We start from the raw sequence: 24,093 nt of genomic DNA, 5'->3' as shown, positions 1-24,093 counted from the left end.
TCAAGAATTGCAGCGTCCGCTGGAGTTCTTTCTACAATCCCCGCGCCTTCGGGCCGCCAAAGTAACTTTCCGCTTACCGGTTTCCATCGGCAAGCCTATCGTGCTTACTCCTTTTTCTCACCGCCCTGCGGGATTTATTAGGAGCTTTTCATGAACAATTATCAACTGGCCAGCAATCTGAAAACCACTGGCTGGAATCCGAACTTCGATGTCAATGCTAAGAACGACTATGGCATGACTCCGACCGAGGTAGCGATGCAGGCGGGTAATCTGGGCGAGTTCGTGGAAATCACCTCGCACCCGGAATTCCAACCGACCAGCATGGGTCGTGTTGGCCTGTTCCTGGATATCTGCCGCCGCGAGTCCGAAAGCCATTACAAAGCACTCAAGCAGTACCTCGATGCGAACTTCACGTTCGACACCGCGGTGCGCGCTTTCGTCAAACTGGCGTAATCGTCAGGCTGGTGCATCACAATGCGCCAGCATCCTCCCCAACTTCCTTCCGCTTTCCAGTCCAGCTGGAAAGCCGTTCCGGCTTACTCCTTTTATCACCGTCGCTTTGCGGCATTCATTAGGAGTAGTTCACATGTACAACGCCCTCGACCTCAGCAATGAGCAAGACTTCCTGCAATTCTGCGATTCGATCGACCTGACCCAACACGTTGGCGCCACCTTTCAGGTCGGCTCCGAAGTCACCGGCGTCGTCGAAGCGTAATACCCCTCCGCAAGACCACAACGAATAAGCCCACCAGCTCGTTCGCGCTTCAACTGTAAGACCTCAACAAGACACCGCCTCTGGCGTCCTGTCACCTTTGCACAACTAACCTTTTTAGGGAAATTATGAAAAAGCCAGCAAGCAATATCGAGCAACGTTACAGCTCCATCCTCTCCTTCGTCCTCGCGCTGCCACTCTGCGCTGTGATCTGGATTTCGATGAAGATCGTATGGCCGATCTTGCGCTTTTGTGCAAAGTTGGCCTGGAAGCAGATCGTCAAAGCACTGTCGAAATCGAAGGTTGTAAAACCGCCGAAAGCGACTTTGTACACCCCCGACTGCTTCAAGGGCGCTCCGAACCTGGCACCCGCCAAGTCCGTTCGCTTCTAAGCCCTACGCCACTGCAAACGGCCCACCCTCGGTGGGCCGATCTATTTACCCAGAAAGGCAACACCATGAAAAAAGCTCTCTCGCTGGTATTTTTCTTCGCAGTCGCTGCAGCGGCTACGTTCGGCGCTAACGCAGCAGAAGTGATGGCCACCATCACCAACGTGTCCCCGGTCTACTCGGAGCGCGTGCAGAACCAGCAGGTCTGCGACATGGTCTACAACGACCAGGCGCAGCAGGCTGGTGCGGTGAACCCGGGCAGCGTGATCGGCGGCATCGCCGGTGCCCTCCTGGGCAGCCAAGTCGGTGGTGGCAACGGAAAAGTGGCCATGGCCGCGCTCGGCGCTGTCACCGGCGCAATTTCCGGCGATCGCATCGCACAGCAACAGCGCAGCAATCCGCAGCAAAACTGCAGGGTGGTGCAACGCATGGAGCAGCAAATCAGCGGCTACCGTGTGACGTACCAGTACCTGCAGGAGACGTTCCAGTCGTTTTTGTCCTATGACCCCAGCAGGGGCGGGGCAGTGACCACTGTTCCGGCACAGATGAGCTTGAGTTTGCGGTAGCATGCTCGGCACTTCAGCCGGTTTGAATTTGCCCGACCTATCCCGCAAGGGACGGTCGGGCATTTTTCGTTTACGGGGTCCTTCGTCGTTCGTGCTTACGCAGCGTACCGACCTGCTGCGAGTCTGGAACGTGGCAATTTAATGTGATGCATCACAAATTTAAGCTGGGCGACTACGCGATTTCGGAGACGATGTACTCACGAGCTTGATGCGTCGTGGCAACAAAGATGTAATTTTGTGAAAGCGTAATATCGCGCGCTACACTTTCCTGTGGGAATTGGTTAGAATCTCACTCACGCGATTCGGGCAGTGCACTGCGCGATGAGCGAGCAGATGTAAAAGCCCCTGGACACGTCCAAGGGCTCGGCGAAGCCAGTTAAAGATGGGCTAGCTGAGGCATTCGGTGCAGGTGTGGCTTCGGAAATGTGCCTCGATTAAGTGAGGAACACGGCAGCGTCTGCAGCGCACCACTTTTACGTTATCGTGGGGGAATTTCGATGCGCCACCGCGGGGAATGTCACGCCATCCTATGCTAAAGCCGTTGCCGGCCAAGAGGGCGAATCGCTCGGGGCTGATCAAGGCTTTGCCGCAGCAGACGCCCAGGTAGTTGTTATAGCTCAGCGTGAACGCAATCCCGTGGGCATCGGGCAGCGGCTCATGCTTTTCACGGTATGCCGCGTACATGAGCAGCAGCATTGCAGAGTGGAGGCGCAGCGTGCGGTTCCCCAAGAACCACTCGTGGTTGGTAGGAGTCTGGCCTGACTGTGACTGTGTGCCGGTGATCGTCTTGACGATCGCACGAGAGTCGGCTGGCTTGGTACGGGCTACGGTGGTCAGCGTGACTGCGCGTGCACCGAAGCTGGCCAGGGCCTGAGCGATCGCCACCTTCGACGCATACGAAACGCTGGCCTTGTGATCGAGATTGCCTGTCGTATTTTGCATGATCGGATTACAGTGACGTGATCGGAAGCTGTTCGGAGTAGGACTCGAGCAGGGCGCGGAGCAGCGCATCTTCGCTACCCGACCCCTCCAGCGCCGCTTGGAACTCCGGGCTGGCGACGCGCAGCAGGAAAATCGGCAAGCCTGTCATCATCAGCGCGTTGATCTTGGCCTTGTCCATGTTGGCCAGCTTCTGCAGCGTTTCTGCACTGGCGCCGAACACCGCCGGCGCAAGAGGGTCCTGCAGCTCGGCCATCGCGACCACGGCATCTAACACCGCGAAGTTGGCGATCTCGATCTTCTTTCGCGCCCTCGCGGTCGTGTCGAAAATCGCTTTTGCTACTGGAATGTTGTTGTCGTTCACGATAGGTCCTATGCTCCTGCCTTGCTCAGCTGTTGGCCGAACAGGACGAAGGTCTCGCCGAGGGATGCGATAGCAGCCTTCACGGTTGGGTCCTTTGCGGACAGTGATTTGAGCAATGCGATTGGGAATTGCGCGATCAGCGCGTCCGTCTGCTCTTTCATCGCTAGGAACTGCGACGCGCTGGCGCTGGTCTGTTGCACCGCATCTTGCAGGCGCTGCTGCTGCTCGGTCAGCGTCTCGATTTCGCTAGAAACGGCCTGGCGCTTATTGGTCAGCAGTTCCAGTTCGCGGGTCTTCGCACTGATGGCTTCTTCGACGCTCGCATACCCCGGCGGCACGACTTCCTTCTGTTCGAAGCGAACCTGCGTCTCCTGCGAGCGCAGCTTCGCAATTTCGTTTTCGAGGTCGGAGCGGCGCTGCTCTGCACGGCGAAGCATCTCGGCCTGGCTGTCCAGTTCGCGCTGATTGCGGGCGCGCTCCAGTTCACGCTGCTGGTTGATTTCGGCGATCTGACGCGTCTTGGTCGTCAGGTCTGCCTGCGCGCTGGCCAGCTGCGCGACCGCATCGGCCTCCGACTTGTTCATCACCTCGAGGACAAGGTTGTGGTCGATGGTCGTCCCCTTGGATGCCAGTTCGCGAAGTTCCTCGACAACGTGGGTATCGGTGGTCGGCGACAGCAGCCCAAGTGCTTTCTGAGTGAAGAGGTTCGCTTCCGTCAGGTTGACCTGGCCGTCGGTCGAAAAGTGCGTCGACAGCACTTTATGGATATGCATATATCGAGACACCGTGCGAGGGGCAAGGTCCAGCTCGGCCTCAGCGAAAGAACGGAAACGCTCACCCAGGATCTCCTTCATCACGCACAGCTGGGTAGTCATCATGTACAGCTCGCCGATCAAACGACGGCCCGCCGAGCGGAATTCGCTCACGGACATGTGAAGGCGAGTCATGTGTTCCGGCGACAAATCACGCAGGTCAAGCGCGGCCGGATCCGTGCGCAGCATGAGCATATCAGGAGAAGATACTGCCGAATTCGTAAGTAGCATTGCGAGTCCCAGTTAGCAAATCGAGTGACGTAAAAAATTATGCCCGTTTTCCATGCGGCAACAATTATGAAACGATTGAACTTTTCTGTAGGACTCGCTGAAGAGCGCAGTTACATCATTCCCGGAGAGGGAATTCCATCATTCCTGCAAAAAAACGTACTCGAATCTACGTTTTTTCTAAGCCGCAAGGTTAAATGTCGAGGCTGTCACCGTCAACACCAAATGTATCTCCATGGAAATATTGTTTCAGAAAACGTCGTATTTTAGTTACTCATTATAAAAATACTATCAATCACCCGAACCAGTTGCAAGTAATCGAACAACAATGTCTGAAGATACATTTCTTAGCACCATACAGCAAAAAGTCGACCCCGAATTTGCCATCCTCAGAGACTGAGCTCGTTTATATTCAATAACTTACACATTCGCGACGATGGACACCGTGTCCATCGGGACAGCCGTCGCTAACGCCAGTTGCTGAAATCGACATACGAGCCACTAAGATGGCGCAACCGTCTGAAAACCGACTGGTTCAAATAATTCGTTCACATTCGTTACGAACCCATTGAACACGGACAAGATAATTTCAGCATGGAAAACATGCTACTCCCTGTTTCGAGCAGTGAACTTATCGCCAGTTCGCCTGACGCCGTAGACGCGATCAGGACTGCGGCCGGCTTGGCGGACGCGCAATTCACCGCACTCTGTCTCCCCGTTATCCGCGCATACGCGGACCATGTCCAACGGCTTCCGCTAACCTCCGCGGCATTCGGCTCGCCAAAAGGCGCTTGGGACTTCGGTCTCGCAGCCGCGATGGTGGCGTACCGATATGCCGGGACCGTCATTTTCTTCCCGACTCTTGGGGCGGAAGAGCGCCGATCGCTTGAACCGCAATGCCGCTATATGGCCTTTCTTGCGACTCTTGCGACTGCCGTCGCTACCGTTGCAGAGGCAAGCGTCGTGGTATCTGGTGACGACGAATATCATCCCTTGAGCGTGGAAGGCACATTGGCCACTTGGCTGGCCGCGCATCCATCGGCCCGGTTTTCCTGGCGCGTTCCTGCTGCGCCGCTGAGCGCACAGTCGGGCGCCGCTATCGCGGCAAACTTCATCCCAAAACGCCTCCTGGGAAATTTCGACCTACGCGCGATCCTGATGATGTACGAAGCCATCAATCCACGGACGACGATGAACGGTGTCGAATCAACTCTTGCTCGCGTCGTGCGACTGGCCGTACAAGGTGTGCTGGACCACTATAAGGCAAAACAAGCAGGCACCTTCCACATCGGCGCAAGTGCCGCATCCATCGCACCGGCCGAGGTGGAGAAGCTTGCCAGCGGCATGATCGCTGCAGCCAATCCTACTATCCTCGCGAACCCGCTCGAGACGCCGGCGCCAGCTCCCTCCGCCTCGCCAGCGGCGACGACCGGGCCTGCGGCCAACAACAACAGCGGTTCCGGCACCGCGCCGGCGCAGGATCAGATCGCAGCGCAGACCGCGGTCCAGCCGCACCAGGTCGCTGTCGCCACGCCGTCGGTCGTTACACAGGGCGCCGAAGCGCCGACGCCGTTCGGTGCCGCCCAGGACGGAGAGGAGAAACTCGCACGCGGCCATAAGGTCCTGCGCGAGTGGTTCAGCGCGCTCGCCCAGCATCCACAATTCCACGTCTTGAAAGACCAGCTCGTTATGAACGACGCGGGAATTGAGGTACCCGTTTCCATGCTCGGCATGTTCGGTGTCTCAGGGGCGACGATCCGAAAAATGATGGATGACGCTGGACTGATTCTCGGGCGGTCAGCCAACGCACGCGGCGTGATCCTTCACCCAGGCCTGCGTGACCGGTTCATCACCAAGTAAAAAAGTAACTTCTAATTCGACCATACCTACCCTATGTCCCGCACCTACCACGACATGTTCCGGCCCGTGTATGAGCTGCCTTCCTGCCTTACCTGGGCAGCGTCCTCGGTTCTGCTGACTGCGCTCCACCCGCCGATGTGGCCAGTGGCCGCAGCCGCCGTCGTCGGCGCCTCGGCGTTGCGCGGCAGGCAAGCGATTGACCTTTACCGTTTCCGCGCTTCGCTGTCGGCGCTGCGCGTCGAGACAATCACGGTTGGGGATGCGCTCGCGATTTCAAAGCGTCACCTCAAACTGGACGGCGCAAAGCGTAAAGAAACTGATGGCAAGGGCGGCTTCTGGCTAGGCCGCGGGTTCCGTTGGACCCAGCAGCACGCCGAAATCTCCCGCCAGATCATGTTCCGCAGTCCGGAGGAGATTCAAGGCCCGCCGAGCTGGCTTCCAGCACCTATTCTCAAGTCGATTCAGCCCAAGAACTTTGTTCCCTTGAAAGCGGATAGCGTGGGCGTATCATGGATACACGGGATCAGTCCAGACGAAGAGGAGCTGACCCTGCCGATCGAGGCATTGCCGGGCCACACCCTTGTGGTGGGCACCACGCGCGCCGGCAAGACCCGACTATACGAATTGCTGACTACCCAGATCGTCCACGCAAAAAAGATTCTCATCATCATCGATCCGAAAGGGGACAAAGACTGGGAACAGCGAGTGCGGAAGGAGTGCGAGCGTGCCGGCCGCAAGTTTCTTTATTTCCATCCGGCCCATCCGTCGAAGTCGATCCGCATGAATCCGCTCGCCAACTGGAATACGATCGCAGAAGCCGCAACGCGCATTGGCCAGCTCGTCGACGCCGAAGGCACGTTCGGCGCCTTCGCGTGGAAGACGCTGTTTCGCGTGATGCGTGCCCAGGTGGCCGACGGCATGCGCCCGAACATCAGGACCGCAAAGGAATACGTCCAAAACGGCGTAGAGCCGCTTCTGGAAAGCCTCTTGAAGAAAGCCCTGTACCAGCGCCTCGGCGGCGCATGGGATCAGGACCTCGATACCTTCGTCGAAAAGCAACCACGCGGTAAAACCTCACCGTTCAAGTCCGAACGGCTGGAAGGCATGGCCGGTAAATTCCTGTCCTTGAAGATCAGGGATGAGGCGATCGAGGCGTTGATCGCGATGGTGAACCACAGCAAGGAACACTACAGCAAGATGATTCAGGTGCTTGAACCGATCCTGGAAATGCTCGGGTCCGACGAACTCGGCGCCATGCTTTCTCCGGACCCGCTCGACCTGAACGACACGCGCCCCATCTACGACACGCAGAAAATCATTGAAGAAAACGCGGTCCTGTACGTCGGCCTGGACTCTCTGTCGAACAAGATCATCGGCTCGGCAATTGGCTCGATCCTGCTAGCGGACATCGCCAGCGTGGCCGGTGCCATCTACAACTTCAACGACAAGCCAGAGGACATCTACCTTTTCATCGACGAAGCCGCGGAGGTGATGAACGAGCAGGCCATCCAGATCCTCAACAAAGGCGGCGGCGCCGGCATCAAGGCGTTCATTGCGACGCAGACCATTGCCGACTTCGACGTCGTGTTCGGCTCCAACGCCAAGACCGGGCAGGCGCTGGGTAACCTGAACAACGTCCTGTGCCTGCGCGTGAAAGATCCAGCCATGGCCGAGTGGATCGCGACCTCGTTCGGCAAGACAGCGGCCCGCGACGTGCGCGTGACGCACACGACAGGTTCCGGTTCATCGAAATCGTTCACAGAATTTAGTGGTTCAACAGCGCGGGCGTTGAGCGAAGTCGAAATACCATTCGTAAGCGCGGACTTGCTCACACGCCTGCCTGGCTTGCAGTACTTCGCATTTTTGGCTGGAAGCACGCTCTACAAAGGACGCCTGCCGTTGCTGCAATAAGACGCCACGGTCATAGGGAGCTAATCGGCCCAATTTCGTACATACAATCTGACAACAGACGTTGTTAGAACAATACGAATATGAGTAACAGCAACCGTACGGCATAATTTCCTACAGACAATTTGGAAAGAAAATGCAATCATTAGTAAAGTGTAAAGAGACTCCGATGGAGGCGCAGATGGATAAAAAACAATTATTAGCTGAGGCTGTAAAAGCGGCTGGCGAGCAGTCGAAGGCAAAGCAGCTGTGGGTCATCGATTCGATGATCGAGAACATCGCAATGGCGTTTGCTGAGTACGTGGGCATGGTCTCAATCGACGAGAACGGTAAGCCACTACTTGTCGGAGCGATCAAGCGCGCAATGGCCGCATACGAGGCTTACGAGAACTCGCCCCGCGCGGCCCGCGCTGCGTTCGTGCGTTCGCTCCTGTCGAACAGCCAGGACGTGTTCGCCCAGCAGGTATACGTGGCTACGCCGCGGGGCGACATCGCATGGATGCCGTTCGTCTCCAGCGTCACCGAATTCCTGGGACATTACCCTGGTGCGCAAGTCGACGTGGAACGACAGGAATGCAAGATCGCCGAGCCGATCACGAACACGTTTCTGATGACGAAGATAATCCCGGCATCACTGCTCGATCAGGCATCTCTACTCGAGCTGATTGGCGACCCTAACCAGCTCGCGTGAAGTAATGGCTATTCATCCGGTAAGCGTCAAAAATACGTTCGGCAGCCATTTCATTTTGTGGTCGATATTTCTGCCATTGCTGGCGCTGATCTTCGTTCCGCTTTTTATGCCGGATCAAACCTTGACCCAGCCAGAGGTTGAAATGGTCGCGTCCCTCGGTGTTGATACCGCCGCGATGACGCAGAATGTCGATACGCGTTTTGCGTCGATGTTTGTCGAAAGCGGAATCATGGCGAAGACACAGGAATTCTTCGGCACAACAAAAGGGGGAGTGCTCGACTTCTCCAATGGCTGGATTCACGGCGTCTGGCTTATGTTATATAAGGCGACCTGGCGCTTCTTCGCCCTTAAATCCATTTTCCTCCTTCCGATCCTGGTGCTGAGCATTGCTGCGGCTGTCGATGGCTTCACGGTGCGGGCAACGAAAAAATATCGGTTTGAAAATTCGAATCCGGTATTCTTTTACTCGTCCATGCATATCATGGTTTTGATGTTTGGACTTTTCGCCTTCCTGCCATTGGCGCCATTTAGCCTTTCGGCAATGGCCTTGCTCACCATTGTTCTACTTCTCGTGGGTGGTATCTGGCTCACAACATCCAACTTCCAAACTGGATCGTGATAAAAAAAGGCGCCGGACAACAGCGCCTTTTTTTATTCTGCCGCGATCCTTCGTCGCGCCACCGCATTCCTCGCCGCCTCCGCAAACGATAGGTTCGGACTGACCGCGATCTCGATCGCGATCAAGCGATCCGATTCGCTCTCGGCCTCTTGGCAGAGAGCCCGTAGCTCGCTTAGAACTGCCAGCTGCTCTTTGGCTGAAATGCTTTCTGCCGCGCGACCAGCCGCAGTTTCAGGCATATCCAAAGCGGCAACCTCTGGCTCGACGTCGGTTTCGCCATTCTTCGAAATGCCCCGGATACGGCCCCAAAAAACATATAACAACACACCAATGACGAGCACTGCTGTCGCGACATTATTTGTAAAAGAAGCGTTATCAGCAGAACCGACCAACTTGGCTGCTACCAGGCCGGGCAGCATGCAAACGATCATCCTGAACCAGAGACGCTCGTCCATCATGGAGATGAATTCAGCAAAGTCCTTTGGCATTACAACTATCCTTCTCGGTCGTGCGTCCGTTAAGCGACGCGGGTTTTTCGTGATTTCTTTATACTAAAATTTAAAGAGCCAGCATATCTCTTCAATTCCTCGTCAGAGAGGGACGAGGCAAGGTAAGTTACCTCGGAATGCGGGATCTTTCCTGTGCTGGTCACTACGGTAAAAATCCGAAGCAGCATCGAGGCTAGTGCGTCGGAGTTCATATTGTATGTTCGCTGCAGGGCCTCCCACATTGCCTGTTCGCCTCCAGTCAAGGTAAGCCTTTTCTTTTTTTCCGTTGCCGTAGCCTTTGCCCATTTATCGGCAAAGTTCGTTTGCAAACGCTCTAGTAAGTCTTCTCTGAACGGTCGGCTTGACTCTAAACCAGAAGCCTCTAAAGCCACCGCTATATCTCTTGGCTTAGGCTGTCGCTCAAACTTTCGTGCCAGCTGATCGGCAAAGCTCTGGATTATTCTTTCGTGTTCGAGCGGTATGAGACTGCGGATTTCCCGCATAACCTCGCGATCTGGAACAATAGACGTCACCACTGCAATTGCAGTGGTTATTTCGCTATCCTTGATACTGTACCGAAGATTGCGATTTAATTTGTCCAAGACCTGCTGATACTGCCCGGCCGTAATGCCGCGAAAATCTCTCATCTAATTAAAGTAGTAAATGGCCACAACGCGGGTTTTTCAATATTAACCTGCGTTGATTCAGGCGCAAGCTGGCGTGTCCTACCGCCAGTGCCCGAAACCGCTCATGCGCAAGCGAGTAAGCGATGACTCGTAGGAGGAAAGGGCGGCAACAGGTTCTTGCCGTGCCGTAACTGTAGCGGTTCCCGATCCGGTATGGGAAGCGTTCGCTTAAAAAAGTTGGCATGAGACAAGAAAAAGCGTTACAGTAGCGCTGTCGCCATGCGGCATTGTTGTTCCCCTGCGTCACCCCATACTCTGCAGTTCCGCTTCCCTAATGCCCAGCCATTAGCGAGGCCTTCACATGGCCTAGCCCATTTCACACAGCCGCACTGCGGCAAGGAAATGGCATGCTTCCCACCCTTCTCAAGTGTCCGAGGGTTGGACACAAAACATTCGAAAACTCCCTTCCAAGTATCACCGTTGGCGATGCCAACACCCCGAATCAAATCTCGAAAGTCATCCGGCCGCATTCCTGTGTGCTCGATGAGATGCAGATGCAGTACCAACCCGGCGAGCTTCAAAAAGCAGACCTCGTCGCCGCGGCAACGATGTTCACGCACCGTCGCTGGGTGCTGCTGACTTTCGATCAGCACAAGCATTTGTTTCAGCACTCTGCGTGCTGCGTCTTCCAGTTTCAAACCACCACCGCCTCCGGTGAGAACTTCGTCTTCGGTATCTTCATCACCGACGGCGACCGCAACCTAATCGACTACTGCGTTGACACCGCGCTTGCTCACAAGCGCCGGCCAGTCCTGCATCGCCTCATGCGTGCAGTCTGCACCGCCACGTCCGTATCTCGTCGCCTCGACCATTGAAAGCTTCACATCATGCAAATGCACTCCCTGCAATCCCAAGGCCTGACCCTGGCCGATATCCCGATGGGCTTCTTCCCTGACGACGCTCTGGACGCACCTGTAACGCCCCGCGCGGCCACCGCGCCGGCGCCGTTCGCAGACGCGGCCCCAGCGAAAGCTGCCGGTCCGGCACCAAGCCGTGCGGTCAAGCTCGCTCGCGCCAAGACTGGCGAGAGTGAACTGCGGCTCCTGGCCGAACAGGACGGCGACGCAATTCGCTACGTCCTGGTCAAGTCGACCATCGCACCCTACGCCGTAAAGCGTGAAGTGCTGGTCGATGCCGAAAAGAAGATCCCGCTGAACTACCTGCAAGCGACTGAGGAATTCGACCGTCGCGTTGCGCTCGCCTATCCGGTGGAGAAGCTGCGCAATGGCAAGACCGTCGAAACCCACCTGAACCTCCTCTAAAACTTACTTCGGAAAATCATCATGGCTCATCAACTCACCATCACCAACGGCGGCATCGCGGAAATGGCATTCGTCGGCGAAACGCCGTGGCATGGCCTCGGCCAAGTTCTGCTGCCTGACGCTTCCATCGATGAATGGCGCCTCGCGGCCGGCATGAACTGGGACATCATGCGCACGCACGTTCAGTACACGAACGGCGAGCTGCACGATTGGAAAGAAAACCAAGTCCTCTACCGCAGCGACACGAACAAGCCTCTGGCGATCGTCTCGCCCAAGTACAAGGAAGTGCAGCCGAAACAGGTTCTGGAATTTTTCCGCGACCTGGTCGAAGTCAACGGCTTCTCGCTGGAGACTGCAGGAACGATGAAAGGCGGCCGCCGCTTCTGGGCGCTTGCCAACACCGGCCTGGGCGGCGAGGTCGTCGACGGTGACAACGTCAACAGCTACCTTCTGCTCGTGACCAGCTGCGATGGCGGCTTGGCCACCACCGCGCAGTTCACCAGCATCCGCGTTGTGTGCAACAACACGCTGCAGATGAGCCTGAACGGAATCCACGGTACGCGTGTCTCGGTGCGTCACAACACCGAATTCAATCCGAACAGCTTCAAGGCTGAGCTGGGCTTGAACGCCACCGAGGTCTACACCGACTTCATGGACCGCATGAAGGGCTACGCAAATACTTCGCTCTCCGGCGCCCGCGCCGAGGAAATCATCGAAGAGATGTTTGCGAAGAAGGGCGTCACCGTCCCGATCCGTGCAACGAAAGGCTTCAAGACCGTGCTCCAGCTGTTCAACGGCGTGGGCAAGGGCTCGCAGATCGATGGCGTCGCTGGCACTGCATGGGGCCTCGTGAACGCCGTGACGGAATACTCGGACTTCCACATTCGTGCGAAGAACCAGGAATACCGTCTCGACAGCGCGTGGTTCGGCGCCGGCCGCGCCCTGAAAGAAAACATCCTCGAAATCGTGGCTGAAGTTTAAGCCAGGCCTCACGGCCAAAACCCCTCTCACCGGGGTTTTCTCATACGGTGCGTATGCGAAAGCCCAAAGTAAATTTTCGGTACCAATCTGCCCGGCAGATTTGTGCCACAAGCACGCGACCTTCTGACGCCTCGAACGAGGCATTAAGTGGATTGACAGGCATACGCCTGTCACTAACTTGCAACGGCGAACGCCGCGAAGGAACCGCAATGAACGCACCAATGAAACTCTCCGTCCTTTCGACCAGGGCGGCAAACAACGACCAGCAAATCCGCCTGGGTGGGAAGATCCGCGCCGGCATCAAGGTTTTGACCAAGGCCGCGCAGAACAACCCCAAGGCAGTCTCCCTCTACAACGACGGCGTGGAAAAGCGCCACAAGTTCACCGACATCGAAAAGCGCATCAAGGATGCGACCGGCATTGCCAACCCGATGTTTCCTCGCAATACCCCGTTCTTTAACGTCGCAGCCTCCGATTTCGGTATGCCTGAAATCGCCGCGCTCATCGTCGACACCTACGGCGAAGTCCGCACCGAGCACAGCCCGAGAAAGCAGCTGTACCGCTTTCCTGTCGTGTTTCACTCGGACGACCTCAACGCTGTCTATCCCAACCAGTTCAAGCGTCACGGGATGGAACCGCATTACGAGTCGCACTACGGCGAAGATGGCGAACGATACTGCCGCTACCTTCCGCCTGTGTCCGACCAGCAGGCTGCCGAAGTGCGTGCACGCCGCATCAAGAAAGTAATGCGGCGCGAGAAAGTCGTGCGTGGCCGCTGCGATCCCGGCTCGTGCCATGAGTTCGGCCAGGGTCAATGCAAATTCCGAGGCCGCCTGCTGTTTTACGTGCCGGGCATTCCGACCACTGGAATGCTTGGGATGGAGACCAGTTCGGAGTATGCAGCCGAGGGTATCTGGTCCGACCTCGAGCGAATCCGCGATGCGCTCGGCACGATCCCGCGAAGCAACCCCAACAAGCCTGGTGCCCCGATCTTCTGGATCACCAAGTCGCTCGAACCGCGGACGTATTTCGACGAACACGGGAAGAAGCAAAGCGGCTTCCAGTGGGTACCGAAACTGCAGGCCGATATCGACATCGGGGCGCTCCTGAGTAGCGGCAAAGTCTTAGCCTTGCCGTCGGCACATACGCCGGTCGCATGGCTCTCGCAACCGAAGGGAATGCCAGATGCGGTGCTGCTTCCACCGGCAGATGCCACACCAGTCCAGCCCGAAGGGCAGGGCGCTCCAGACGTCAACGACCAACTAGACCAGCTGATCGAGGAGATGGGCCTCGACCAGGACACGGTGATGCAGTATTTCGACGTCAAGATCGCGCAGTCCTGGGAAAACGACCCGGCGCACGTCGAAACCGCGATCAAGATGCTCGAACCCCTCAAGCGTCTCGGCAACGAATGCGCGGCCAAGTTGATCGGCCTGTCCGTTCGCGTCTCGCAGATAGGCATCGAGCCCCGTGACTTCAACGCTTACGCCTTCGCCCGGTATGGCAAGGGCTACACGGCGAAGATCGATGTGCTCTCGCGGATCGAAGCGGAAATCGAGGCACTGGCGAAGCTGCCTCGCGAAGCCGCGATCGCACAGGTCAGGCAAATCGACACCGCTGCGCAAGCAGCATAAGCAACAGGCGTTCGGAGGATAGTCCACTCGATGGCGTCATCGTGCTCATGCACGGTGACGTCCTTCGACGCCGCCTTACAGAATTCAGAAAACATGTACACGCAAATCAAACCTACCCCGAAACCATCCATTCCCGTCTTCGTTATCTCGGGAGACCCAGAACCTTCCACCTCCTTCGTCGCCGGCCGGTGTGTCTGCAAGACCTGCAAGTCGACCGACCTGGACTTCTACCGCTACCTTTCCGACGCGAAGTGCGCCGAATGTGGTCAGTGGCAGAACGAGGATCCCATACCCGAGTGACCGAACTACAATCCCTTGAACTGATCCGTTGCTGTGGCTCCAACCACAGGAACGGATCAGTTGCAAGTGGTCAACTTTTCGGTTAATCTCCTGTTGTCGCCCTGCGGCATTTTTGTACCCAGTTCCCCGATAGCGCATAGCCGCTTACCAATACTGACTTTCTCGTGCCCCTTGGCATAAGAAAGTGTGTGTCACCACTCCAGATTTCCCTCGCCGGTTCCCGGCATAATTTGGAGACTTCCCATGCAAGTATCTGGCCACATCCAGAGCAGCGTCGCACCCTCTATCGTTGACGCATCCCTCGCAAACATCGAAAGCAGCCCCCCCGTATCCGCAGTCAAGCCGCTCGTTGCAGCGCTCGCAGCCGCCGCTGTCGTCGACGCTCCTGCCACTGCACCATCGGCCGCTCCGCTGGAGTCGACCGTGGCCGCAGCACAGGGCGATGCGCCTCCACGTGGCCAGCCTGGTTTCGTGAAGGTCAAGTTCCTCGTGCGTGGCAATAACCCGCGCGAATACTTCGACCCGAAGGAACTCGAGGACCTGACCGCATCCGTGCGCGAGCACGGCATCAACCAGCCGATCCTGGTGCGCTCGATCGGCGACGATCAGTACCAGATCATCGCCGGCGAACGCCGCTACCGCGCGGCCCTGGCCGCGCACGGCGAAGAGTACGACATGCCTGTCCTGATCCGCGAATGCAGCGATTCGGAAGCCCGCATCCTCGCCAACATCGAAAACACCTTGCGTGCGGACATGTCGGCAACGGAAGAGGCCCGTTCCGCGGCGATCATCGTCGGTGAAGTGAAAGGCGATCGCGACGAAGCTGCGCGTCTGCTCAGCTGGTCGCGCTCCAAGCTCGATTCGCGCCTGGCGCTGATGAACTGCTCCGAAAGCGTCCGCAAGGCGCTGAACGAACGGACCATCAAGCTGGGCCACGCCGAGCTGTTCGCCTCGCTCTCGAAAGAGAACCAGGACAAGATCCTGTCGGCCGTCATCGAACGCAGCCTGTCGGTCGCCGACCTCAAGTCGCTGATCGAGAAGGCAGCCGCGAAGTTGAGCGCCGCCATCTTCGACAAGGCGGACTGCGCGGCCTGCCCGCACAACTCCAGCGTCCAACGCACCATGTTTTCCGAAAGTGTCACGGACGGCAGCTGCACCAACAACGCCTGCTACAAGACCAAGACGGAAGCTGCGCTTGAGATTACGAAGGAATCGCTCAAAGACGAATACCCGGTCATCCGGATTGTTCGTGCCGGCGACAACTTCGCTCAAGTGAAGCTCCGTGCTGACGGTCCGACCGGCGTCGGTGAAGCCCAAGCAGAAGCCTGCCGCGGCTGCGCTGAATTCGGTGCAGCAGTCAGTGCGCTTCCCGAGCGTATGGGCATGGTTTTCAAGGACCAGTGCTTCAACACTGCCTGCAACCAGGAGAAAGTCGCCGCCCGTATCCGTTCGGAGAAGGAGGCCAAGGACGCACTCGCAAAGGCAGCTACTGAAGCCGCTGGCACCAAGGACGCACCGAAAGGGGCAACCGAGGCCAAGGCAAAGGAAAAGCCGGCCGAGGTGAAAACCACGGTAAGCGAAGGCGACAAGGTCAAGGCGTACCGCGAGCAGGTTTGGCGCGTCGCGATGAAGAAGGAAGTCGGCGCCTCTTACGAGCTGTCGGTTCGCTACCTCATCGCACTGGCAGTCACCGGCAACATTCGTCACGTCAATCAGACTGGCATGACGAAAGTGTTCGAGAAGCTGCTCGGCGCCAGTAAGGCGAACGATCTGCAGAAGGTTGCAGAGCAAACGCAGCAGATGTCGCCCGACCACATGGACAGCGCCATGCTGATGCTGGCCGTGTCGGCGATGGAAGAACTGCCTGTGCCTGAACTGACGCGTCTGGCCAAGCATATCAAGCTCGACCTCACGAAGCACTGGAAGATGGACGCGACGTTCCTGGCCTTATTCACCAAGTCCGAGATCGAAGTCATCGCGAAATCGGTCAAGCTCGACAAGGCTCTCGGCGACGGCTTCAAGAAGCTGTTCACCGAAAAGAAGGAAGTGCTGATCGAGAAGCTCCTCGCCGTCATAGGCTTCGACTACTCGGCCGCAATTCCTCCGGTCCTGATGTACAAATAATCCTCAATCAATCGACTCAAGAAAGCGCCGTTCTCGGCGCTTTTTTTACAACCATATCCAAGGAAATCCCATGTTCGTAGCCCTCGCTTCGATTCTCTCTCCAAACCAGACGCTGGACCTGGCGGTCACCCTCGCTGCCGACGGCAGCATGAAAGTGGTCGTCAAGCCCCAGCTCGTCAAAGGCTCCAGCGTGTCGCTCGCGATTCCGCTGGCGCTGTCGGCAACCCCGCAAGAACTCGACACCGACTTCGTCGGCGCCCTGATGCGATACGCGGGCGACCGCGCTTCGTTACAGCAGCAAGTCGATACGACGGCACTGATCATCGCGGAAGCGAAGAAATCGGAAGTCGGCAAAGCCTCGAAAGCCATCAAATCCGGCGCCAAGCCTAGCGACTACGTCGCCGGTAAAGCTGCAGATGACGCTGGCGACGAAGGTGAAGGCAGCAATGCGATCGACGCGGATGACATCCTCGACGACGCACCGGCAGCCAGCACGCCAGCCGCATCGGCGCCAGCCGCTCAAGCAGCCCCGGCCGCGGCCGGTACCGACGACCTTCTGTCCCTGCTCGGCGCATAATCGGAGAATCAAATGGCAATCCAAGTTCGAAAACTCACCCGCAAGTTCATCTTCAACGGCGCAAACCTTCCCGAACCTGGCGAGGCGTTTTCGCCCGATGAAGTGAAGGACATCTACAGCAACCAGTATCCGGACCTGAGCACTGCGGTCGTCGGCGAACCGTCCATCAAGGACGACGTCGCGACCTACACGTTCACCCGTAACGTCGGTACGAAAGGCTAACAGCATGGACAGGACCCGCATCGAAGCGATCCTGTCCGGCCAGCCTGCCGGCGGACGTAAGGCTCCGGCCCCACGGCCAGTGTTCAAGCCCTGTCCGCAAATGGAGCAGTCACTTTCGGCACTGCGCCGTCTGCGGACCGCGCCTTCGAATGGTGACCGTCGTCTGGAGCTCACTTCTTCGCAACTACCGCCGATTTTCTAGGCGTTACAGCCCCCGCAATTTGGGGGCTTTCTTCTGCACCACTGCAGACGAAAGCCCTAGTGGCCGACTCCTTTCTTACCGCTCTGCGGAAATGCACAAGGAGTAGCACATGCAACTCAACATCAACGAACTGCTTCACCTCAAAAAAGCGATTCCGTCGCTATCCCTTCCAACCAACTTTCAACTGCCGGCCCTGCACGAGTCGATTCCGCGTAAGGCGCAGCAGATCACCTACGAAACCGATTTCGGCAGCCTCGGCCATCAGCTGCTGGCGGCCGGCATCATCGAGCCCGAAGCCATTTCGGAAGACGCGGCCAACGCAAAGCAGATCGTGGAGCAAGGACTTAGAGCCTGGTTCATGCACCGCATCGGTCGGCTCCAACACATGCGCTTCGATGTGCGCGTGCTAGACGCTGAGTACGCCAACGTGGCCGCAAGGGACGGAGGATGGGAAAACCTTACATTCGACAACGCTACCATCGCACTCACGGGCGACGTAACTGAAATGCGGTTTGTGAGGGACATCGCGCATCACGTCGAAGCCCTGGTCCCCGAGCTTTTCCTGACCGCCTATACGGAGTTGGCTGAGGCAGGCTACCGCACCGTCGAAATACAGCAGCCCATTCGTATCCTCGAAATGGAAGCGGCCTATTCGCTTTGGGGAAACGACCTTTGGTCAGTTACCGACGAAGAGGCTCGTGAAGAACTCCTTGAGCGTTACGGTGAGGAAGAGACGACCGATTACTACATGCCTGATGACATGTTGAAGGCGTACGGACATGGCTTTTGCTTTACGGGTAACCGCATAGGCAAGCCGGTCAAAAAGCGTCGGAAGTTCCCGGACCTCAAGCTCAAGAAACTGGCGAGACACAAGGATTCAACCGTCGCAGGCATTGCCTCGCAACTGTTGAAGCTTCGCCAGGCACGCAAGCGTGTTCGCGAGCTGGGCGCGTCATTCAACCAAGCAGACGACTGCGGCACACGGCCGATGTACGTCGGCTGCATCTTGCTGTTCAGTGGCGACGATCGCGAAACTCACTTCATGGACGACGAGAGCCAGCACCTGATGGAAAGCGGCGAAGGGACGGATATCTACACCCTCGACCAGCTTCCAGTTACAGCCGCCGAGCTCAAAACTCACTTCCAAAAAATCGACGCGCTACTCGATCTGATTGCTCAGATGGACGCGCTGATCCCGAAAATTTCCTATGCCCCTGGCGCGGAGTAAAAAATGAACCATACCCTCAACAACTTCGATATGAGCACTGGCGAGACCAACATCGCCCTATCTCAAGCAATTCTTGTCTATTCGGACGAGTCCAAGTCCCATTCGGGTAGCGTGCCGGCGGCGCTGTATGCAACGGTCCATCCGGTGCAGAACTTTGGCACCGAAGCCAAGCCGGACTTCCAGATCGCGCCTGGTCGCCCGCTCACGCGGGAGGCGCTGCAGGCGATGTTCGAGGATATGGCAAAGCGCCACTCGCTCAACACCGACATCATCCCTGAGAACGTGCTGAGCATCTCGGCCGATCACATGGTCTGGTGGATGCCGGCCGGCGAGCGCAACGTCTTCTTCAACAACAAGGAGTTGGGCAAGCGGGGCGCGAAGGTGCCGCATCCCGCGCTGTTGTTCGCCGTCGTCAAACACCAGTGGTATGTGTTTGCGCTGGCGAAGAACGAACGTCCGGCCGCGGAAACGGCGCTGCAGTTCGCACCGTACTTCAACGTCTACGACTCTTGCGCAATCTGCATTGGCTCGGCCCAGGTCCCGCGCGGGATCTCTGCCTATGCCACGGCACAGTGGGAGAACGCGTTCTTCGATTCGGAGTTCACGCATATCAACGGCAAGGAGAAGAAGGCAACCCATCCGCGCGGCGAATACGCACTGTGGAAGGAGCTGCTGGACGGCGTCTATCCGACTTTCCCGGTCGAGTTCCTGGCGCCGACGAAACTCACCCTGACCACGCTTATGGTCTCGGTGAAAAAAGCACTGGGAGCGCAATGATGGACAAGCGCGACCTCGCACTGCAAATGTCTTGCCCTGTTACGAGCATGCCGATGTTTTCGCCCCTGCCTCCTTTGGAGCAGAGCGGCGAAAGGCTGATCGTCGGACGCAACGGCACTTTCCTCGAGGTGCGCCGCCCCTGGGCGCGCATCGTTACGCAGGTGGGCCCGGCACTGGCTACTACCGTTCCTTTCGGGACGGTGGAAGAAGCTGTCGAGTACACCGCGGGGAAGCTGCCTCGCTGGATGCTCGGCAAATTCGTCGAGTGGGCGCAGGAACAGAGCAACGTCGAAATCGGGGCGGTGCTCACCTGGAATGAATTGACCGGTGAGTATCTGCTGCGCCGCTCGAAATCGAACCACGCGACGTCTGGTTCGCTCGACTATGAACTTCCTCAGCTTGCCGAGGGAGAGCACATCGTCGTGGACTGCCATTCGCATAGCCATCACGCGGCTTTCTTCTCCAAGACCGACGATAGCGACGACTGCCACGCGGTCAAGTTCGCCTTCGTGGTCGGCAACTGCAACACAGCCAATCCAACGACGATGACGCGCCTTTGCGTCCGCGGCGTTTTCAAGAAACTTAACTGGGCATTCTAATCCTATGAAAATCACTCACAACATCCACGCACCCTTACTGAGAAATAAGGTCAAGGTCGTCGTGGTCGGCGCCGGCGGCACCGGTTCGGCGCTCATGCCGCGCCTCATGCAACTGCACTTCGCGATGAAGGAACTGGGCCATCCCGGTGGCCTGCACGTGACGCTATACGACGACGACATCGTGTCGAAGGCGAACATCGGCCGGCAGTGCTTCTTCCCGCAGGACGTCGGCCAGTACAAGTCGATGCTGATCGTGAACCGGCTCAATCAATGCTGGGGCACGGACTGGGAGGCGGTGCCGAAGAAAGTGAAGAAGTCCGATAAGATCAACGCGGACATCATCATCGGCTGCGTCGATTCCCGTAAGGGCCGGGCCGCAATCATGGGCTGTGTCAGCAGCTACCACTGCTACTACATCGACAGCGGCAACAACGAAAACTCTGGCCAGGTCGTCATCGGTGAATTGATCAATCAACCGCGGAAAGCTATTCGCCTTCCTACGGTCGCCGATCTGTTCCCGGATATGGTCGATGCGTCGCTGGATGCAAAGGACGACAGGCCAAGCTGCTCCGTCGCAGAAGCGCTGGCCAAGCAAAGCCTGGTCATCAACAACACGATGGCCAACGAGGTCTTCAACCTGCTGTGGATGCTGTTCCGCAACGGCAAGCTGACCTACTCCGGTAAGTTCGTGAACCTGGAAACCGGCGTCTCCCGCCCGATCGCTCTCGACACGCAAGTGTGGAAGAACTTGGGGTACGAAGCGCCGCAACCCGAAAGTGCAACCGAGGCGACTGAACCAGTCGCCGCGTAATACCGCGCCGCTCCCGAAAGGGGGTGGCGCCGGTCCTCCAGTTTCTCGCCATCTCATTGCGACCGCCGCATCGAGATGTCCATCGCGACACGCTCCGAATTCTTAGCCGGCCACCGGCATCTAATTGGAGCTACACATGCGTGACTGCAATGTAATTGAAGACAACCCTGTTCGCGTCGACGTCACGAGCGCGTTCAATCTGCAAGACCTGGATCTGTTGAGCTATGACCTTGCACTGATTTGCCACTCGGGCGGGAAAGATTCGATGGCCGCGATGCTGTGGCTTCTCGAAACCGGCTTCCCGAAAGAGCGGATCGAACTGCATCACCAGCTCGTCGATGGGACGACTTCCTCACTAATGGACTGGCCGGTAAGCCGGTCCTATGTTGATCGCGTCGGCGAAGCCTTCGGCATCCCCGTTTTCCATAGTTGGAGAGAAGGGGGGCTGGAACGGGAGATGTGCAGGAACGGAGAACGTACTGCTCCTGTCTCGTGGCAGACCATTGAAGGCCCGATTCGTACGGCCGGCGGTGATCGTGGCGGAGAGTCAACGCGACGAAAATTCCCGCAAACGAGCGCCAACCTTTCAGTTCGCTGGTGTTCGGCTTATCAAAAAATCGACGTCTTTGCTCGGGTCCTGACGAACGACGAACGCTTTCAGGACAAGCGCGTCCTGGTCATTACAGGGGAGAGGGCTGAGGAGAGCGCATCACGCGCGAATTACCTCGAGTTCGAACCCCACCGTACCGACTTGCGCAATGGGATCAAGGTGCGTCGACATGTCGATCACCTGCGTCCCATTCACAAGTGGCCGGAGTCGAAGGTCTGGGAAATCATCGAAAAATGGCGTGTGAACCCACATCCGGCATATTGGCTTTTTTATAATCGGGCTTCATGCCGAGGCTGTATTTTTAACGGCCCGGATGAATGGGCAACTCTTCGCACGCACATGCCGGACGCGTTCTACCCGATCGCAAATTACGAGGCTGAATTCGGCGTTACGATCCACCGTCATCTGACGGTGAACGAGCAGGCTGACCGCGGAGTTCCTCATCCGTGCACGCTTGAGATGCTGCTGCTAGCCGAGTCTACGGACTACTACGCGAGCATCATCGTCGACGACTGGAAACTTCCACCTGGAGCTTACAAACGGGGCAACGGCCCTTCATAAAACGCGAGTCTGTCCGAGAGGGCAGGCTCGTTTTTCTTGCCCATGTGCAAAGTGTGCATTACAATCCCGAATGTCGCTACGCGGCATTTTTGTACCGCAATACCCCACTATCTCGCCGCTCTGCCGGTAGCCTGCCCCAGCATGTCATCCGCTCGTCACGCCTATACGGTGTCGATGACGCGTCTCTACCATCTATCCGCTCATCCTGGTCATTCCCGATGAGCCATTGCTCAATCCTTTAATCGTCGCTCTGCGGCATTGATCTGAACGCCTTCGGGCTTCTGCAAACACAGTTTCGATCCCCTGGATTCGAGACTTCAATTCAACTCACTGAGCCCGGACAACCGGAGGAAGGATTTTTAAAGGAAGTAACAAAATGAGAAAAATAGAAGAAAAAAAATGGTATGTCGAACTTGGAGAGCTTGCCGTGGACGTAGTCCTCGGCCTGGCACACTTCTTCGCCTTTGCGATTCCCGCCATCGCCATCCACACGTTTATCGAGTGGCTGACAAAGCTTGGCTACCATGGTCTCGTGATGACGGCGCTGCGTGGGCTCGAACTGGTTTTCATGGCGGTTGACATCTACGCCACATGCAAGTACATTTACCGCAAGGTCAAGAAAACCCACTAAGGAGTAGGCCATGAGTATGAAAGAGTTTCTTCAGCACATGAAAGAGGTTGCGATTGCGGACAGCAAGCTGTTCATCGAACCCTATGTTGCGATTTACAATTTCATCAAACGTGACTTCAACCGCACTGCGGTGAAGAACTGAGGTAATAAAAAAGATATCGAGACCATCGTCTCTATGCTTGTAAACGGCCCCTTCCAAGGGGCCGTTTGCTTGTGACCTTCCGGTTTCTCGCACGACTGCGACAAGCCCACTTCGGGCACCTCCATTTTTCCCAGCCGCGCAGCGGCATGAACTTGGAGATGCACATGCAACCACAACAACCACCCCGCAGCTCGAACACGCTTCGCTCGGGGTTTCGCAACGAAGCCGAACTGGATCAGCTACTCGACCTGGTCGTCACGGCGCGATCGCGTTCGGGATCACCTGCAGCGCCTGCGCCGGCCCAAGCCGAGCCAGCCGTTGTCGAGCAGCCGAAGTCGCTCAACGATTTGTTCACCAGCTATCTGAAATACGAGCGCGATATCCGCGACCTGTTCATCGCCCAGAGTAAGCTCGAAAAGTTACTTTTCGGTGAGGACTGGTCCCCGCGTGTCGATGCCCCGAGCACGCAAGGCATCTACCGCATCGCGACGTCCGCCGTGACCAACCTGATCTACCTGGCGCAGCAACGCTTCGCGCCCTCCGGCGGCACGCTTGAAATCAGCGAGCATCGCAGCCTGGAAGCCGTGGGGATGCAGAACTGGCGGGACGAATATGACCGCCACAACCGCCGCAGCGATGAAGCCATCGTCCCTCCTGTGGATCTTGACAAACTGTGGGCGTATTTGGAAGCCACCTACGGCGGCGACTCCGGTATCGAGGAAGCTCACCGGCAGAATGCCAAGCTGCTCATGAAGGAGTTTCGCCTTGACGAGAACAGCGAACTGAAACGCACCGCCAGCTCCGTAACGTTGATCAGGCGCCTGTGGGGCACGAAGATCGACTACGGCAACAACAAAGGGCTGTACGAGATTGGCTATAACTCCCGCGACGATCTGACCAAGCTTTTCAAAGGCTTGGCCTGTGCATTCGAATGGGCAGAGATGGATCAGCTCTCGATCGAACTTGCGCCGGCACGCCATCGGATGTGCGACTACAACTTCGCATACAAGCCGCGCGACCGCACCAGCTTCACCGGACTGGACATTGTCTACTTCACCCAGCAATGGGAATTTAAGTTCAGCCACGCGGCAGCGGAAAAGCTGATGCTGTACCTCGGCACCTACGGACAATCCTAACCTCAACCCGCATCGTTCGATGCGTTCCAAGCCC

28 protein-coding genes are annotated in these 24,093 nt (G+C 57.2%); 23 read left to right on the top strand and 5 right to left on the bottom strand.

Translation table 11 applies throughout. The features are described 5' to 3' along the window. Positions 1-150: 150 nt before the first annotated feature. From ACFPO9_RS17195 to ACFPO9_RS17180, 4 genes are all read left to right on the top strand, one after another. Complete coding sequence (locus ACFPO9_RS17195; protein WP_379772574.1) at positions 151-453, top strand: hypothetical protein; 303 nt, start codon at positions 151-153, stop codon at positions 451-453. Positions 454-586: 133 nt separating this feature from the next. After that, positions 587-715 (top strand): hypothetical protein, encoded by a 129-nt coding sequence (locus ACFPO9_RS17190; protein WP_379772571.1) that lies wholly within the window; start codon positions 587-589, stop codon positions 713-715. Positions 716-840: 125 nt separating this feature from the next. After that, a complete protein-coding gene (locus ACFPO9_RS17185; protein ID WP_379772569.1) occupies positions 841-1,104 on the top strand; it encodes a hypothetical protein in 264 nt (87 codons plus the stop codon). A gap of 65 nt (positions 1,105-1,169) precedes the next feature. Beyond that, positions 1,170-1,667, top strand: coding sequence for a glycine zipper 2TM domain-containing protein (locus tag ACFPO9_RS17180; RefSeq protein ID WP_379772566.1), 498 nt, complete (start codon positions 1,170-1,172; stop codon positions 1,665-1,667). Positions 1,668-2,054: 387 nt separating this feature from the next. Here ACFPO9_RS17180 and ACFPO9_RS17175 read toward each other — a convergent pair whose 3' ends face one another. The 3 genes from ACFPO9_RS17175 to ACFPO9_RS17165 are packed head-to-tail and all read right to left on the bottom strand — an operon-like array spanning position 2,055 to position 3,971. Continuing rightward, complete coding sequence (locus ACFPO9_RS17175; protein WP_379772563.1) at positions 2,055-2,609, bottom strand: hypothetical protein; 555 nt, start codon at positions 2,607-2,609, stop codon at positions 2,055-2,057. Positions 2,610-2,616: 7 nt separating this feature from the next. Next, positions 2,617-2,970, bottom strand: coding sequence for a hypothetical protein (locus ACFPO9_RS17170; RefSeq protein WP_379772560.1), 354 nt, complete (start codon positions 2,968-2,970; stop codon positions 2,617-2,619). 8 nt (positions 2,971-2,978) lie between these two features. After that, the gene (locus tag ACFPO9_RS17165; RefSeq protein WP_379772558.1) at positions 2,979-3,971 is read right to left on the bottom strand and encodes a hypothetical protein; all 993 of its coding nucleotides are present in this window, start codon (positions 3,969-3,971) and stop codon (positions 2,979-2,981) included. Between the two features lie 633 nt (positions 3,972-4,604). On the opposite strand from ACFPO9_RS17165, the gene ACFPO9_RS17160 reads away from it, so the two are divergent. The 4 genes from ACFPO9_RS17160 (at position 4,605) to ACFPO9_RS17145 (ending at position 9,088) form a co-directional block, all read left to right on the top strand. Continuing rightward, positions 4,605-5,870, top strand: coding sequence for a TraI domain-containing protein (locus ACFPO9_RS17160; RefSeq protein ID WP_379772555.1), 1,266 nt, complete (start codon positions 4,605-4,607; stop codon positions 5,868-5,870). Positions 5,871-5,903: 33 nt separating this feature from the next. Then, a complete protein-coding gene (gene traD, locus ACFPO9_RS17155; RefSeq protein ID WP_379772552.1) occupies positions 5,904-7,781 on the top strand; it encodes a conjugative transfer system coupling protein TraD in 1,878 nt (625 codons plus the stop codon). Positions 7,782-7,947: 166 nt separating this feature from the next. Continuing rightward, positions 7,948-8,469 (top strand): hypothetical protein, encoded by a 522-nt coding sequence (locus tag ACFPO9_RS17150; RefSeq protein ID WP_379772550.1) that lies wholly within the window; start codon positions 7,948-7,950, stop codon positions 8,467-8,469. Between the two features lie 4 nt (positions 8,470-8,473). Then, entirely contained in the window at positions 8,474-9,088 is a 615-nt protein-coding gene (locus ACFPO9_RS17145) for an IncC plasmid conjugative DNA transfer DtrJ family protein (RefSeq protein WP_379772547.1), read from the top strand. Between the two features lie 32 nt (positions 9,089-9,120). Here the strand turns inward: ACFPO9_RS17145 and ACFPO9_RS17140 are convergent, their stop codons facing one another. Beyond that, a complete protein-coding gene (locus tag ACFPO9_RS17140; protein WP_379772544.1) occupies positions 9,121-9,576 on the bottom strand; it encodes a hypothetical protein in 456 nt (151 codons plus the stop codon). A 29-nt stretch (positions 9,577-9,605) separates the two neighbouring features. After that, positions 9,606-10,223: a hypothetical protein gene (locus tag ACFPO9_RS17135; protein ID WP_379772541.1), complete on the bottom strand. Its 618-nt coding sequence runs from the start codon at positions 10,221-10,223 to the stop codon at positions 9,606-9,608. 386 nt (positions 10,224-10,609) lie between these two features. On the opposite strand from ACFPO9_RS17135, the gene ACFPO9_RS17130 reads away from it, so the two are divergent. The 15 genes from ACFPO9_RS17130 to ACFPO9_RS17060 all read left to right on the top strand — a co-directional run bounded on the left by ACFPO9_RS17130 (position 10,610) and on the right by ACFPO9_RS17060 (position 24,059). Further along, on the top strand, positions 10,610-11,077 hold the full coding sequence (locus ACFPO9_RS17130; protein WP_379772539.1) for a hypothetical protein: 468 nt from the start codon (positions 10,610-10,612) through the stop codon (positions 11,075-11,077). 12 nt (positions 11,078-11,089) lie between these two features. Next, positions 11,090-11,524, top strand: coding sequence for a hypothetical protein (locus ACFPO9_RS17125; RefSeq protein WP_379772536.1), 435 nt, complete (start codon positions 11,090-11,092; stop codon positions 11,522-11,524). A gap of 21 nt (positions 11,525-11,545) precedes the next feature. Then, complete coding sequence (locus ACFPO9_RS17120; protein ID WP_379772533.1) at positions 11,546-12,505, top strand: DUF932 domain-containing protein; 960 nt, start codon at positions 11,546-11,548, stop codon at positions 12,503-12,505. Between the two features lie 209 nt (positions 12,506-12,714). After that, positions 12,715-14,139 carry a recombination directionality factor gene (locus ACFPO9_RS17115; RefSeq protein WP_379772530.1) on the top strand — a complete coding sequence of 475 codons (1,425 nt, stop codon included), beginning with the start codon at positions 12,715-12,717 and terminating at the stop codon, positions 14,137-14,139. A 543-nt stretch (positions 14,140-14,682) separates the two neighbouring features. Beyond that, complete coding sequence (locus ACFPO9_RS17110) at positions 14,683-16,563, top strand: PRTRC system ParB family protein (protein ID WP_379772528.1); 1,881 nt, start codon at positions 14,683-14,685, stop codon at positions 16,561-16,563. 70 nt (positions 16,564-16,633) lie between these two features. Next, positions 16,634-17,140, top strand: coding sequence for a PRTRC system protein E (locus ACFPO9_RS17105; RefSeq protein WP_379772525.1), 507 nt, complete (start codon positions 16,634-16,636; stop codon positions 17,138-17,140). A gap of 12 nt (positions 17,141-17,152) precedes the next feature. Then, positions 17,153-17,362 carry a PRTRC system protein C gene (locus ACFPO9_RS17100; RefSeq protein WP_379772522.1) on the top strand — a complete coding sequence of 70 codons (210 nt, stop codon included), beginning with the start codon at positions 17,153-17,155 and terminating at the stop codon, positions 17,360-17,362. A 311-nt stretch (positions 17,363-17,673) separates the two neighbouring features. Continuing rightward, positions 17,674-18,792, top strand: coding sequence for a hypothetical protein (locus tag ACFPO9_RS17095; protein ID WP_379772520.1), 1,119 nt, complete (start codon positions 17,674-17,676; stop codon positions 18,790-18,792). Positions 18,793-18,795: 3 nt separating this feature from the next. Next, positions 18,796-19,569: a PRTRC system protein B gene (locus tag ACFPO9_RS17090; RefSeq protein WP_379772518.1), complete on the top strand. Its 774-nt coding sequence runs from the start codon at positions 18,796-18,798 to the stop codon at positions 19,567-19,569. Next, positions 19,566-20,168, top strand: coding sequence for a PRTRC system protein A (locus ACFPO9_RS17085; protein WP_379772515.1), 603 nt, complete (start codon positions 19,566-19,568; stop codon positions 20,166-20,168). The genes ACFPO9_RS17090 and ACFPO9_RS17085 overlap by 4 nt, the downstream gene beginning before the upstream one ends. A gap of 4 nt (positions 20,169-20,172) precedes the next feature. Beyond that, positions 20,173-20,979 carry a PRTRC system ThiF family protein gene (locus tag ACFPO9_RS17080; RefSeq protein WP_379772512.1) on the top strand — a complete coding sequence of 269 codons (807 nt, stop codon included), beginning with the start codon at positions 20,173-20,175 and terminating at the stop codon, positions 20,977-20,979. Positions 20,980-21,115: 136 nt separating this feature from the next. After that, the gene (locus tag ACFPO9_RS17075; protein WP_379772510.1) at positions 21,116-22,150 is read left to right on the top strand and encodes a phosphoadenosine phosphosulfate reductase domain-containing protein; all 1,035 of its coding nucleotides are present in this window, start codon (positions 21,116-21,118) and stop codon (positions 22,148-22,150) included. Between the two features lie 376 nt (positions 22,151-22,526). Further along, on the top strand, positions 22,527-22,781 hold the full coding sequence (locus tag ACFPO9_RS17070; RefSeq protein ID WP_379772507.1) for a hypothetical protein: 255 nt from the start codon (positions 22,527-22,529) through the stop codon (positions 22,779-22,781). 10 nt (positions 22,782-22,791) lie between these two features. Next, positions 22,792-22,923 carry a hypothetical protein gene (locus ACFPO9_RS17065; protein WP_379772505.1) on the top strand — a complete coding sequence of 44 codons (132 nt, stop codon included), beginning with the start codon at positions 22,792-22,794 and terminating at the stop codon, positions 22,921-22,923. 164 nt (positions 22,924-23,087) lie between these two features. Further along, complete coding sequence (locus ACFPO9_RS17060; RefSeq protein WP_379772502.1) at positions 23,088-24,059, top strand: hypothetical protein; 972 nt, start codon at positions 23,088-23,090, stop codon at positions 24,057-24,059. Positions 24,060-24,093: the final 34 nt, after the last annotated feature.

Source organism: Massilia aerilata, assembly GCF_042656905.1.
GTDB lineage: Bacteria > Pseudomonadota > Gammaproteobacteria > Burkholderiales > Burkholderiaceae_D > Telluria > Telluria aerilata.
Note: the sequence above shows the minus strand (reverse complement) of the source record. Positions and strands in the feature narration are given on the sequence as shown.